This is a genomic window from Plantactinospora solaniradicis (assembly GCF_042658085.1).
GTDB classification, from domain to species: domain Bacteria; phylum Actinomycetota; class Actinomycetes; order Mycobacteriales; family Micromonosporaceae; genus Plantactinospora; species Plantactinospora solaniradicis.
In genome coordinates, this window is the sequence record NZ_JBHSPR010000054.1 from 224,215 (window position 1) to 236,532 (window position 12,318).

Annotated in this window: 13 protein-coding genes, 1 pseudogene and 1 riboswitch; of the genes and pseudogenes, 8 read left to right on the forward strand and 6 right to left on the reverse strand. The window is 68.1% G+C overall.

Going from position 1 to position 12,318, the window contains the following annotated elements; all coding sequences use genetic code 11:
- Positions 1-54: 54 nt before the first annotated feature.
- Positions 55-729, reverse strand: coding sequence for a cytidylate kinase family protein (locus tag ACFP2T_RS38795; RefSeq protein ID WP_377431214.1), 675 nt, complete (start codon positions 727-729; stop codon positions 55-57).
- A 663-nt stretch (positions 730-1,392) separates the two neighbouring features.
- On the opposite strand from ACFP2T_RS38795, the gene ACFP2T_RS38800 reads away from it, so the two are divergent.
- The 6 genes and pseudogenes from ACFP2T_RS38800 to ACFP2T_RS38825 form a co-directional block, all read left to right on the forward strand.
- Positions 1,393-2,310 carry an ABC transporter ATP-binding protein gene (locus ACFP2T_RS38800; protein ID WP_377431217.1) on the forward strand — a complete coding sequence of 306 codons (918 nt, stop codon included), beginning with the start codon at positions 1,393-1,395 and terminating at the stop codon, positions 2,308-2,310.
- Entirely contained in the window at positions 2,307-2,711 is a 405-nt protein-coding gene (locus tag ACFP2T_RS38805; protein WP_377431219.1) for a hypothetical protein, read from the forward strand. The genes ACFP2T_RS38800 and ACFP2T_RS38805 overlap by 4 nt, the downstream gene beginning before the upstream one ends.
- Before the next feature lie 5 nt (positions 2,712-2,716).
- Complete coding sequence (locus ACFP2T_RS38810) at positions 2,717-3,025, forward strand: hypothetical protein (protein ID WP_377431222.1); 309 nt, start codon at positions 2,717-2,719, stop codon at positions 3,023-3,025.
- An 80-nt stretch (positions 3,026-3,105) separates the two neighbouring features.
- Positions 3,106-4,191 (forward strand): sensor histidine kinase, encoded by a 1,086-nt coding sequence (locus tag ACFP2T_RS38815; protein WP_377431225.1) that lies wholly within the window; start codon positions 3,106-3,108, stop codon positions 4,189-4,191.
- A complete protein-coding gene (locus ACFP2T_RS38820) occupies positions 4,182-4,862 on the forward strand; it encodes a response regulator (protein WP_377431228.1) in 681 nt (226 codons plus the stop codon). Before ACFP2T_RS38815 ends, ACFP2T_RS38820 begins: the two co-directional genes overlap by 10 nt.
- A 79-nt stretch (positions 4,863-4,941) precedes the next feature.
- Positions 4,942-5,180: pseudogene (locus ACFP2T_RS38825) on the forward strand (hypothetical protein); the annotation flags it as partial.
- Between the two features lie 163 nt (positions 5,181-5,343).
- Here ACFP2T_RS38825 and ACFP2T_RS38830 read toward each other — a convergent pair.
- From ACFP2T_RS38830 to ACFP2T_RS38840, 3 genes are all read right to left on the reverse strand, one after another.
- Positions 5,344-6,588: a PQQ-dependent sugar dehydrogenase gene (locus ACFP2T_RS38830; RefSeq protein ID WP_377431231.1), complete on the reverse strand. Its 1,245-nt coding sequence runs from the start codon at positions 6,586-6,588 to the stop codon at positions 5,344-5,346.
- A 397-nt stretch (positions 6,589-6,985) separates the two neighbouring features.
- Positions 6,986-7,324, reverse strand: a complete 339-nt coding sequence (locus tag ACFP2T_RS38835; RefSeq protein WP_377431234.1) for an Imm51 family immunity protein — start codon at positions 7,322-7,324, stop codon at positions 6,986-6,988.
- 381 nt (positions 7,325-7,705) lie between these two features.
- Positions 7,706-8,353, reverse strand: coding sequence for an O-methyltransferase (locus ACFP2T_RS38840; RefSeq protein WP_377431237.1), 648 nt, complete (start codon positions 8,351-8,353; stop codon positions 7,706-7,708).
- A 149-nt stretch (positions 8,354-8,502) separates the two neighbouring features.
- On the opposite strand from ACFP2T_RS38840, the gene ACFP2T_RS38845 reads away from it, so the two are divergent.
- On the forward strand, positions 8,503-9,048 hold the full coding sequence (locus ACFP2T_RS38845) for a TetR/AcrR family transcriptional regulator (RefSeq protein WP_377431239.1): 546 nt from the start codon (positions 8,503-8,505) through the stop codon (positions 9,046-9,048).
- A 268-nt stretch (positions 9,049-9,316) separates the two neighbouring features.
- On the forward strand, positions 9,317-10,309 hold the full coding sequence (locus tag ACFP2T_RS38850; protein WP_377431242.1) for a MerR family transcriptional regulator: 993 nt from the start codon (positions 9,317-9,319) through the stop codon (positions 10,307-10,309).
- A 68-nt stretch (positions 10,310-10,377) separates the two neighbouring features.
- On the opposite strand, the gene ACFP2T_RS38855 is transcribed toward ACFP2T_RS38850, so the two are convergent.
- Both ACFP2T_RS38855 and ACFP2T_RS38860 read right to left on the reverse strand, forming a co-directional pair.
- Positions 10,378-10,869, reverse strand: a complete 492-nt coding sequence (locus ACFP2T_RS38855) for an SRPBCC family protein (protein ID WP_377431245.1) — start codon at positions 10,867-10,869, stop codon at positions 10,378-10,380.
- Between the two features lie 347 nt (positions 10,870-11,216).
- Complete coding sequence (locus ACFP2T_RS38860) at positions 11,217-11,870, reverse strand: GNAT family N-acetyltransferase (RefSeq protein ID WP_377431247.1); 654 nt, start codon at positions 11,868-11,870, stop codon at positions 11,217-11,219.
- Positions 11,871-11,881: 11 nt separating this feature from the next.
- Positions 11,882-11,995: riboswitch (SAM riboswitch) on the reverse strand.
- Positions 11,996-12,318 lie beyond the last annotated feature (323 nt).

Consider the following 12,318-nt stretch of genomic DNA (forward strand, 5'->3'; position numbering starts at 1 on the left):
GGGTTCGATGCCGCGGTCCTACCGCAATGAAACAAGTGGCCGAGTTGAGTGCGGTCAGTGTGTTTGAGTCTCCCAGACCGGCAGCTGGGGCTCGTCGTTGTGCACGATCACGTTGGCATGATGTGTCGGGCGGACCGTAGCGAAGTAGAACTGTTGGGAGGGGATGTAACGCTCGCGCCAGCGCCGTTCGACTTCGGCCCGAGATAACACCCGGCGCTCCCGGATCACGGCACGATCCACGGTCTTCTCGAGTGCCGTCGACACGAAGATGCGCAGGTCCCACCGATCAATCAGTTCCGGGCGCATGAGGAAGACGCCGTCGAAGACCAGCACGGCGTCGGCCGGGGCAGTCGTGACCGGCGGGGACAGCGCGGTATCCGCGGTGCGGTCGTAGACCGCGTGTTGGAAGCGCCGATCTCCGCCCGGGCCGAGCGGATCGAGCAGAACCCGGTTCAGCGCGTCGTAGTCGTGGGTGTCGTAGTAGCACCCTTCGGCCGAGTACTCGCCGCGCGGATAGCGCTGTGCCCGGGGGAAGAGGAAATCGTCGATCGTCGCGCGGATGACGTCGCGGCCCTGTTCGCGCAAGACGACGGCCAGCTCGTCGGCGAGGGTGGTCTTGCCGGCGGCGGGCGGTCCGTCGATGGCAACCCGCGTCGGGTGTGCGACTGTGACGGACCCGACTGCCTCGGCCAGGCGGCCGAGCATCTCGTCCCGGGTGCCTTGGTTCATGTCCTGCCCCGTCCTGGTCTCGCGAAGGTCGCCGTGGGCGGGGTGGATGACTTTCCCACTCCCGGTGGTCGGGCCGACCTTATGCGCGCCAGCCCTTTCGCGCCTGCCAATGCCCGAGTGAGCGAGATTGCCGCATGCAAAAGTGTCTGCGGTCGCGGCGCAGACGCACCGTCATGCCGGCGCTGGTCGCTCGGTATTGCGTGACCGTTCTGCCGCGTCCCGCGCGGCCATCCGGTTCTGCCGCCGTCCGTGCGCGCTGCGCGACAGGAGCCTCACCACGCACCGTAGCCATGGGTGCCGACCCTCTCCCGACACTCCGGCGCGGCGAGAAGCGCGACTACTCTTCGATCAGCCCAGGCCCATCACCCAGAGGCGCAGCGACCAGCCCACAACCGTCGCGGCATACTCCCCAGGTCCCGACTCGCCACCCGAACCAAGGATTACCGGCAGATGCCCAGATGGTGCGTCATAGCACGTCGGAGGGCGTCGATTACCGCGTCGTTCCTACCCGAAGGCGGGGTCCTTTCGAGAGGTCGATTGGCGGTGGGCCGGCAGTCCGTCTCGATGTGAGTGTGAATCGTCGGTCCTCCGACCAGGGTGGGAGATGAAGTGTGGTCTGCGGGTTGATGACCGAGACCGCCCCGGAGCGGGACGGTTGTGGGCATGACGAAACCACCCCATCTCCCCGCGTCTTCCGCGGTGCTCACAGCGGAGCGGCTCACCAAGCGGTACGGTCGGCTGACTGCGGTTGACGACGTCTCCTTCGACGTCCGGCCTGGCGTCGTCACCGGGTTCCTCGGGCCCAATGGTGCCGGTAAGACCACGATGCTGGCGATGTTGGCCGGCCTGGTGCGCCCGACCTCGGGCCGCGTGCTGCTCGGCGGTACGCCACTGCGGGAACGCTCGCCTGAGGCGCGCACGATCGGTACGGCGATCGACTCGTGTGGCGCTCACCCGGGCCGCTCGGCCCGCCAACACCTGCGGATCCTGGCTGGGTTCGCACGGCTGCCACGGACCCGGGTCGAGGAAGTGCTGGCGCTCTCGGGGCTGACTGAAGTAGCCGGTCGACGGGTCGGCACCTTCTCGCTTGGCATGCGTCAGCGGCTGGGGCTCGCCGCTGCCCTGCTGGGAGACCCCGAGGTACTGCTGCTCGACGAACCAGCCAACGGACTCGACCCCGAAGGGATCCGCTGGCTTCGCACGCTGCTGCGCGAGCGGGCTGAGCGGGGCCGGGCAGTGCTCGTGTCCAGCCACCTGCTCAGCGAGGCGGCGCACACCGTCGACGATATCGTCGTGGTGCGGCAGGGCCGGGTGGTTCATGCCGGCGCGATCGCCGACCTGACTCCGGCGAGTGGTGTGTGGGTACGCACGGACGAGCCCGGACGGCTCGCGGAGGCAGTCATAGGTGCGGGTGGCCGGATCACGCCGGATGTGACCAGTGGGCGTTACCTGATCGATGGCCTGGACGGGCCCGCCGTCGCCGAGGTGACCCGCCGAGCGCAGGTGGACCTGCACGAGCTGACACCGCAGTCCACCTCGCTGGAGGACGTGTTCCTCGAGCTGATGGGAGCACGGTCATGACCTTGATCGTCGGTGAGGTGCGCAAGCTCCTCACGATTCGGACCGCGCTGTGGTTCGGCCTCGCTTCGGTTGCTCTCGCGGTTCTCAACGTCGTTCTGGTCTCGCTCGCCTCCGGAACGCTCGACGAGATCAGTGAGAAGCAGGAAGCGCTCGGCGGGATGCCGCTGCTCCTGTTGTTCTTCGGCGCGGTGGCCGTCACGGCCGAGTACCGGCACCGCACCGCAGCGCCAGCGGTCCTCGTGTCGGGCCGCGACCCGGGCGCCGTCGCCGCTGCCCGGCTGGGGGCGACCGTGGTCGTCGGACTGGGCCTGGCCGTACTCACGACGGGAGCGTCGTTCGCCCTCGGGGTGCAATCCTCGCCTCGCACCATCCGGGCCCCGATCTCACGACGGCACAGCTGATCTCGTTGGCGGGCGGATGCGTTCTCGCCGGGACGCTCTCGGTGCTGGTGGGCGCCGCCCTTGGTGGTCTTCTCCGAAACCAGATCGCCGCGGTGGTGGCCGGCATCGTCGTCTACTTCGTCGCACCGTCACTGATCAGGATGATCAACACCTCGGCGGTCGACTACACCCCCTTCGGCAGCCTTCAGGTGCTCACCCGGGGTGTGCACGGCTCGACACACTCCCTGTCCGCCTCCGCCCTGGCGCTCGCCGCCTGGGCCGTCGGGCTGGCGGTGTTCGCCGTGGTCGCCGAACGACGTCGGGATCTAGGATGACGCTCATGACCTGGTACAACGCCCTCCAGTTGCGCGGCCGGCTGGGGGGCGGGCGGTGGCTCAGCCCCCGCGCCGAGCGGGTGCTGGTCGACCTCCTTGCTGTCATGGTGGGCGTCGTGGGCGAATTGTCCCTTCTCTACGACGACGAGTCCCCGGTCCGCCCGGTAACGGTGCTCCTCGCTGTGACCGCCGGCACGGCACTGTTCGGTCGGCGCCGGTACCCGGTCCTTTCGCTGGCGGCCATGCTCGCCGCTACCGGTCTCCTCTTTGCCTTGGGCGAGTCCCCAGGTGGCGCGTTGGTCTGTGTCGCACTGTTCACCGTCGCCGAACGCTGTCGGGCCCGAGTGTCGGTGGTGGCACTGATCGGCGCCACGGTCGTGCTCGTGGCGCTCTCCGTGACCTCGGTGCCTCCGCCGGTGGCTGTGTGGGCGGTCGGCGCCGCCCTACGCAATCGCCGCCGGCACCACGATGACGTGCGTGCCCGCGCCGCCGCGAGGCGGGCCGAACGTGAACAGCGAGCAGCGATCGCAGCGCACGAGGAGCGAGCCGCGATCGCGCGCGAACTTCATGACATCGTCGCGCACTCGGTCACGGTGATGCTGGTCGGCGTACGCGGCGCGAGAGACGTCCTTCCGACGGCACCCGACGTCGCCGCCGACGTGCTGCGCCGGGTGGAGTCCAGCGGTGAGCAGAGCATCGTGGAACTGCGCCGACTGCTGGCACTGCTGCGCTCCGGAGTGCCCACCGCGACATCCTCTGCAGCATCGCACCGGCCCTTGCCGGGCTTGGCTGAACTGGCGGAACTGGCGGCCACCTTCCGTGCGGTCGGCCTCTCGGTCAGCCTTGAGATCGACGGCGAACCGCCTGTCCTTGACGAAGGGGTCGGCCTGTCGGTCTATCGAATCGTCGAGGAAGCCCTGACCAACGCCCTGCGCCACGCCGAGACCGACCACGCGCTCGTCCGACTCAAGACCGGGCAGGGCCACATCGAGCTCGAGGTGTCCGACTGCGGAGTGGGGCCATCGGGACAGCACCCTCCCGGCGGCCACGGGCTCGTCGGCATGCGCGAACGCGTCCGACTCCTCGGAGGGAACTTCGCGGCAGGACCTGGTCCAGAAGGCGGCTTCCGCGTCGCCGCGCACGTGCCGATTACGGTGTGCCCGTGAGCATCCGGGTTCTGCTGGCCGACGACCAGGAACTGATCCGCACCGGTCTTCGGCTCTTTCTCAACACCCAGGACGGAATCGACGTCGTCGGCGAGGCGCAGGACGGCGCCGAGGCGGTGTCGCGTGCAGCCGAACTACGACCGGATGTGGTCATCATGGACATCCGGATGCCTGTCCTGGACGGCGTCGCGGCGACCACGCGCCTGACTGCGCCCGGACGCGACCACACTCCGCGGGTACTGATCCTCACCACGTTCGATCTCGACGAATACGTCTACGGAGCACTGCGCGCAGGCGCGGCGGGTTTCCTCCTCAAAGACGCGCCACGTGACCGCCTCCTGGAGGCCATCCGCGTGGTCGACGCAGGTGACGCGTTGCTCTCGCCCACCGTCACCCGCCGCCTGATCCAGGAGTTCGCCGCTCGCCCGTCCATCGCCGTGCGCCCTTCCCCACTGCTCGACTCGCTGACCCCACGCGAACGCGAGGTACTCATCCTCGTAGCCCGCGGACTGACCAACGGAGAGATCGCCGAGAAGCTGGTGGTGACCGAGGCGACCGTGAAGAGCCACCTCGGCCGCGTGCTGGCCAAGGTCGGCGCCCGCGACCGGGTGCAACTGGTGATCTTCGCCTACGCAAACGGAATCGCTCCCGCCGACCTTGACGGCATCTGACCGTCCGACAGATGACCATGAGTTCTCACGACGGCTCACTGAAGGCCGTGATCGGGCAGGTCGCGATTTCGCCGACCCGATCATCGTCACCCCGGTAGTGGACAGGACCCGGGGCATCGTTCTCGCGGTCTGGTGGTACTGCGCTTCAACCTCTCCTACCGCGACGTCGAAGAGCTGTTCGTAGAGCGGGGCGTTGAGGTGGACCACGTGACCGTGTACGGCCAGGTGCGGCGATTCACCCCACTGCTGGCCGACGCCGCTCGGTTCGCCCGTCACTCGCCCGGTTGTCGGTGGTTCGCTGACGAGCCCTACGTAAAGCCACCGGACAACCCCAACAGGAAGACATCGAGACACATCACGCAGGTCACTCAAGAAGATACGCACCCGAGGCCCGCATCGGAGTGGGGCGGGGACGGCCGCCCGGACGCGGCCGTCCCCCAGGGGTTCTTGGCGGATGCGAAGGGATTGCCCCGCGCGGGGTTCAGCGGTTCGCCACCCTGCCGCCAGAGGCTGGCTGGACCCGCTCGAACCGCACCCGGCTCAGCCATCCCGGGAGGTCACTGAGCACGTACAGCTCGCCGTGCACGTCGGTGTCGATCGCGGTCGGCTGGGTGGGGAAGTTGCCGATCGTGGCGGACTCGTAGCCGCCCGTCGGTTTGGGACGCACGGCGAACGCGAGGGTCGAGCAGTAGTCGCTCGCGACGTAGGTCCCCCATGCCTCCGGGGTGGCGGACCCTCGGTACACCACGCCGCCGGTCACCGAGCAGCTCTCCGTCATGAAATGCGGGTACTCGAAGACCGGGTCGGTGTACCGTACGCCCGGCCGGCACTGCTCTGAGTCGAACACCGGGGTGCCCTCCCGGCAGGACCAGCCGAGGTTCGCCCCACCCTGCCACGGGCGGATATGGTTGATCTCCTCGACGAGGCCCTGGCCGACGTCACCGATCCACAGCGAGCCGTCGACCGGGTCGACGGAGAACCGCCACGGGTTACGCAGCCCGTAGAGCCAGATCTCTGGCCGCGCGCCGCGCGTGCGGACGAACGGGTTGTCGGAGGGCACGCAGTAGGGCTTCGCCGCGCAGGTGCGGTTGACATCGATCCGCAGGATCTTGCCGAGCAGGGTGCCGAGGTTCTGACCGGACTTGAACGGGTCGTTCGCGTGGCCGCCGTCGCCGAGGGACCAGTAGAGGTAACCGTCGCGGCCGAACGCTACCTGTCCGCCGTTGTGGTTGCCGTACTCGGCGTGCTCCTGGGTGAGCAGCACCTGCACCCGGTCAGGAGCGCCGATGGGCACTCGTGCCAGGGTCAGCGCGCCGGCAGGCAGGCTCGTGTAGGCCACGTAGAGGATCCCGGTCCGCGCGAAGTTCGGCGCAGGCGTGATGCCGAGGAGGCCGCGCTCGTTGTCCGACGTGTCGATCCGAGCGGTCAGGTCGAGCACCGGCTCGGCCGCCAAGCCGGTGTCGGGGTGGTAGGCGCGGACGGTGCCGTCCTTCTCCGCGATCAGCATCCGGCCGTCCGGCAGCCCGGTGAGGGCGATCGGACGCCGCAGACCGAAAGCCACCTGTTCGGACACCACGGTCAGCTCAGCGAGTGGCACCGCGCGGGTGTGGGATGCGCCGGCCGCGGCGGTGCTGGCCACCGACACCGGTGGCAACAGGGGCGCAGACAGGGCCAGAACGAGCAGGCCGGCCAGCATGGTGGCCGAGCGACATCGCCGTCGCGACATGTTTCAGCTCCTCGAGCAGGTGGAGTGGAGGACGTGATCTGGGAGCGTTCCCACCGTACATCGACTCTCGGCAATATCCAACCCGCCGCCTTGCCGCCTTTCCGATCACGGGAGCTGGTTGTCACTGTCGCCGCCATGGAAGGTCCCCGCTGCGCCTCGACCGTCCTGCCGCGACTGTGGCATGTAGCGAACCAACGATGCGCCCTACGCCCTGGAGACCAACCCGGCCGCCGCATTCACCCCATCCGTAGCGCGCTCGCCGACCCGGTACGGCTCACCGTCGTGCGAGCGCTCGACGCCGCCGGGGACTGGACTTTGCGGCAGCGACGTCCTCAGAAACACCGGCGTCACCATCAACTCACGTCTGCCGAACTGAGTGCGTTCCGGTAGCGCCGAATCAGTCATCGAACTCGAATCCGTTGGCGTCGGCGAAATCCATCAGCTGTCGCAGCCGATTGCCGTCGGTCGCGACCAGGCGAAGCCTGTTCGCGAGGTCGTTGAGCACGCCTCGATCGTTGCTGTACGCATAGAAAGCGCCGCCCTCCGGATCAGGCGAGAAGCCTCCTGCAAGCGCAGACGCCTCCGTCATGACGAGTAGCTCCGCGATCCCTGCCCAAAATTCACCGTTGGGCTCGTGACCGAGTTCGACGATCAAGTCGTCCACGTCGGTGGTCCCCGCGACCAGGCACAAGGAATACTCGCCAGGCTCGATCTCTGCCACCCGAATCGGATCCATCCGCAGATCCTGCCAGACGTCGCAGCGAGAACGCGCCCGACGCAACGCATCCGCCGCTTAGGTCGGCTTGAGGTTGCAGGACCGAGGTCATGACCATCGTCGTTCGGGGCCCGCGGCAGTGTGGGTCGGCAGGTGCTCAGTGGGCTACCGGCGGCGGGGATGCCGGCCCGAGCCGCCACCCGCCAGCCGTCCGGGGCTGGACACTACGAACTCGGACACGACGCACTACCCGGGCTCCGAATCGCCGCTGCGTTCACCGAACTCGCCCAAGCGATCTGACCCCGGGTTGAATCGGGATGCAACACGTCCACCCAGCGACTATGCAACGGCCCCCATTGCGGTGCAATGCAGTCTGGCCGAAGGCGTGCTCCTGAAGCAGCGTCAGGTTCGGCAGCTGATTTCCATGCCGTCCTCCACGGGGAACGCGATGGTGACGTATCCGTGTGCGGGATTGCGGACGTAGGCGAGATAGTCGGCCATGTTCGCGAAGGTGGTGTCATCGGCGATGATGAGGGCGGCCGGGGCGAGGCGGTCTTCGAGCAGCCGCAGCACGGGCAGACAGAGGTCTTTCCAGCCGTCGAGTAGCAGCAGGCCGATAGGTCCGCGGACCTCGGCCAGAGTCTCGAGAGCGTCGCCTGCCAGGACCGTCACGTACTGGGCTACGCCGGCCTGCTCCAGGTTCCTGCGCGCGGCGTCGACCTTCGCCTGGCTGAGTTCGGTCGTCCATACGTGCCCGATACCGTTGTCGGCGACCGCAGCGGCCAGGTGGATCGTGGAGGTGGCATAGGAGGTGCCGAACTCGATGATCGTCTCGGGTCGGCCATGGCGTACGAGCGCGTAGAGCAGTTGACCGCCCGACCTGGAGATCGGCATGTACTCCCCGGCCAGCGCATCGGCGCGCTGTTTTGCCGAGGCGTCGGCGAAGGGCGTGTCCAGCGGCCACGGCGCGGGGTTCACCTCTTCGAGGTCGGCGGCCGCGAACAGCCGATCGAGAACAGCGGCCGTGTCAGTCGTCGTCAGCGTGTTCATTGGCGCTACCATAGACGCACCGTTGCGTCTAGACAAGGTGCTAGGGTCGCACAGTCGAAGGGAACGGATATATGGGTGCTGACGCCAGCGGCACCGCAGGTAGACACCGCGGGAACAGGCACGGCCGCAGTGAAGAAGCCCGTCAGAGCGTGCTGGAAGCCGCCGACGGCCTGCTCGTAGAGGTCGGATACTCGCGACTGACCATCGAGGGGATCGCCGAACGCGCCGGGGTAGCCAAGCAGACGATCTACCGCTGGTGGTCGTCGAAGAACGACATTCTCATGGACGCCTTCGTCCAGGACGCCGCTGAAGCCCTCATCCCGTCAGACACGGCAGACCTTCGACAGGACCTGCGTACCCACGCCCGCAAGATCGCCCGTTTCCTGACCGAGTCCGACGCCGGCGCGGTCTTCCGCGCCCTCACCGCCCAAGCCCAGCACGACCCTGCACTCGCCGCCCGGTTACGCTTCGAGCACCTCGGCAAGCAACGCAGCTACGACCGGCTCCCCTTCGAACGCGCAGTCACCCGCGGCGCACTCAACGCCAACACCGACATCGACCTTGCCGTCGACCAGATCGTCGGGCCCATCTACTACCGCGTCCTTGTCAGCGGCCAGACCGCGTCCCCAAAGTTCACCGACACGCTCGTCGACGCCGTCCTCACACAGCTCTCGCCAGCGCACACCGACGTCTGAGCGACTTCGGTGCGGGCCTCGGGCTGGAGCAAGAGCCCGGTCCAGAAGCAGCAGCCGAATTGAGTGTGCCGCATTCCGAGTGATCGGAGCTGGTCGTCGCAGCCCAAGGCCCCCTTGGCCGTCCTCCCACGAATCCCAGGGGAGCCGGACCGAGCGCATTCACATACCGAACGGCTCGGTCGACCTAGCCTGGGCCGTCTCCCGAGATTGCCAGGCGACCGATTAAGGGCTTGTATCTCAAGCCGCTTGAGATCGCATAGTGGACGTCGTGGACTCGAACGAGCTGTATCCCATCGGAGATGTCGCCCGGCGGACCGGCCTGAGCGTCAGCGCCGTCCGGTACTACGCGGACGCCGGTGTCGTCACGCCGGCCGCCAGCACCCCGGCCGGCCACCGCCTGTACGACGTGTCGGCCATCGCCCGGCTGGAACTGGTCCGGACGCTACGGGAACTCGACGCCGGCCTGGACGAGATCCGGCGGGTGCTGGCCGGCGAGGCGACACTGCGCGAGCTGGCCGCCACCCACCTGGCCCTGCTGGCGCGGCAGGAGGCACGGCTGCGCAGCCGTCGCGCGGTGCTGTCGGCCATCCTGCGGCAGGACTCCACGGCCGAGCAGGTCACGCTGATGCACAAGCTGGTTGGCATGCCGGACGAGGAACGCGACCGGCTGATCGACGAGTTCTGGACCGAGGTCTCCACCGGCTGGGAGCCGCCGGAGCGGATGGTCGAGTGGTGGCGGGCGGCCCGGCCGGAGCTGCCCGAACATCCCACCGCGGCCCAACTGGAGGCGTGGATCGAGCTGGCCGAGCTGGTCCGGGACACCGAGGTCCGGCAGGCCGTACGCCGTGAGCTGTACGAGGTGTGCACCACCGGGGCCGGGCCGCTGATGACCTCGTCGCCGATGCTGGACGCCCTGGAAGCAGGCGCGGCGATCGGCCAGCCGGTAATGGACGCGGCGCGGGAGCGGGTGCCGCCGGACTCGCCCAGGGGGCGGGAGATCGCCGACCGGTGGATCGGGTGGCTGACCGGCATCTTCGCGACACCGGACAGCCCCGGGATACCGGACACGCCCGAGTTTCGGATCCAAGCGGCCGACCACATGCTGGCGGGCGCGGAATGGGATCGCACGCCGCCGGAGCCGGAGGGACCGTACGACCGGTACATGGCGCTGGTCACCGCCGTGAACAACGTGCCGCCGGAGCGGTTCCCGTTCGAGTGGCTGGCCGCGGCACTGCGCGCGTCCGCCCTACCGGCTTCCTGATTGCCCGGTCGAGGCTGCGTGACGGGCCACTAGATCGACGTAGCCACCGCTGATCGCCGGCGCGTGGGTCAGCCCTTCGCTTCGCGGACGTCCGTTCCCTGCTCGGCGAACGCCTTGAAGTCCTGCATGTGCTGTTGCAACTGCTTGCGGAAGGCACCGCGCAGGAAGGGCGCCACCAGTCGCATCGGCAAGCTGCTGAACCGGTATTCGTTCTCTTGCGCCCAGAGGGTCGTCTCTGGCCCGGCTTCAGTCAGTCGGTCTCGCGCGGCGCTCCACATGCCCTTGGCGACGAGCTCGCGTTCGAAGTGAACGACGATGTCTCTCGGGATCCCGTGCAGGTTCGCCGGTTCCCGGCGCGTGATGGTCTCGGTGGCCTCCATCGTCTGCTGCCCCGTCTGCAGCACGACGCGCGATTCGGTACCGACCTGCCCGTGCATCCCGTTCAGCGGCTCGTGCAGCACCATGCCGCGCAGCCACTTCGGCAGGTGTGCGGGGTCGGCGAGCAACTGGACCACCCTCTCCCGCGGCAGGGCGATCTCGATCGATACGGTGAGCTTCATGGCGGAGTGCTCCAGGTTTCCTTGTGGAAGAAGCACGGTAGCGACCTCGCCTATATTAGTCTAGTCTTATATCTGTTCCGTCGCCACCAGCGCGCGCCTCGACGACTCACTCCGGTCGAGTTGAACCCAAGGCGGTGGAGCGGGCTCAACGCCCTGTCGGCACGAGCCCCAGGTCGCCCGCTGGCTTCGTCACCCCAGGCCGCCCACGGTCGTGTCGCGGCCGCGCCGGATCCGATTGGCGCGATGGCCGCAGACGAGGCTCGGCCCCATCCGCAACTGTCGATGAAGGGCTACCTGATCGTGGCGGGTCAGAGTCGCCGTGCCGTGTTCGGAGTATTGCCGCCTTGCTACCTTGACTCGGCTGAATCGTGCCCTCGGTGACCAGTGGTGAGCTTTGTCTGTAGTCGAACGCGGCAGGCTGGCCATTCCGAGGCGAGGACGGAGTACATTGCGGAGTCCCGCAGCGACGCCTCCTCGTTCGGTGTCCACGACCGCGACCAGCAGCGCAGTACGCCCTCGAATCGCGCCCCTACGCGCTCGATCGCCGCACGGGAGCGCTGGTTACGAGCGTCGGTCTTGAGATCGACTCGGGCCACCTGCCACTGCTCGAACGCGTGCGCGAAAAGCAGGAACTTGGCCTCGGTGTTCAGCCCGCTGCCCTGGGCCGAAGCAGCCAGCCAGGTGAAGCCCACCTCAACCGCGCACAACTCGTCGCGGTCCGGCCACAGCCGCGGATCCCAGTAGGCAGTCGCCCCGACCGCACACCCCGATGCCTTGTCCACCTGCGCATACGGCATCAGGCTCCCGGCCGCCGCCCGCGCCAGCTGCTCATCGATGTAATCGCCCACCGTCTCCGCCCTGGGCACCCAGGTGAAGCGGTACGAGGCGCGGTCCTCTTCTGCGGCTACGGCAAGGTCCGCGGCATGCTGACGCCCGAGCGGCTCCAAGCGAACGAGTTCACCGTCGAGCAGCGGTACGGTCAGTTTCGTCGGGAATGGCACAGCAACACTCCGTTCGCGGCTTGCCGGGCGCACGGTGCGCCGGGCCAGGTCCTCACCCGGGGCACCCCACCCGCGTAGGAGGGTTGCCGGCCAGCAGCCGGGGCTTCGAGCTGGCACTCATGACCTCAAACGAGGCTAACAGCATTGCCTGGCTGGCCTCAGTCCCACCTCCCGGGGACGGCCAGCGCGGCTAGCGCCACCTACACAGCCGCAGGGAGGCTCGATCTCACCGGCGTGCAGGTCGTCGTGGCTGCGAGCGCAGTGAACATGACGACGACCTCCTCGGCGGTCCGGTCGGTCCGGACGCCTGCCGATGAAGTCTGGAGTCGGCGACCCCCGATGTCCTCGGAGTGAAGTGCCGATCCGGTCCTTCCCCCGGACGGGCGACGCGGCGCCGGCTCCTACCTCGGTAGGAGGCGTTCGGGCACCGTGGTCGGAATTGACGGCG

Coding starts and splice junctions, on each gene's coding strand:
- ACFP2T_RS38835 (WP_377431234.1), bottom strand. CDS start 7,324: ATGGATCCGATTCGGGTGGCAGAGATCGAGCCTGGCGAGTATTCCTTG.
- ACFP2T_RS38800 (WP_377431217.1), top strand. CDS start 1,393: ATGACGAAACCACCCCATCTCCCCGCGTCTTCCGCGGTGCTCACAGCG.
- ACFP2T_RS38795 (WP_377431214.1), bottom strand. CDS start 729: ATGAACCAAGGCACCCGGGACGAGATGCTCGGCCGCCTGGCCGAGGCA.
- ACFP2T_RS38855 (WP_377431245.1), bottom strand. CDS start 10,869: ATGAAGCTCACCGTATCGATCGAGATCGCCCTGCCGCGGGAGAGGGTG.
- ACFP2T_RS38840 (WP_377431237.1), bottom strand. CDS start 8,353: ATGAACACGCTGACGACGACTGACACGGCCGCTGTTCTCGATCGGCTG.
- ACFP2T_RS38805 (WP_377431219.1), top strand. CDS start 2,307: ATGACCTTGATCGTCGGTGAGGTGCGCAAGCTCCTCACGATTCGGACC.
- ACFP2T_RS38830 (WP_377431231.1), bottom strand. CDS start 6,588: ATGTCGCGACGGCGATGTCGCTCGGCCACCATGCTGGCCGGCCTGCTC.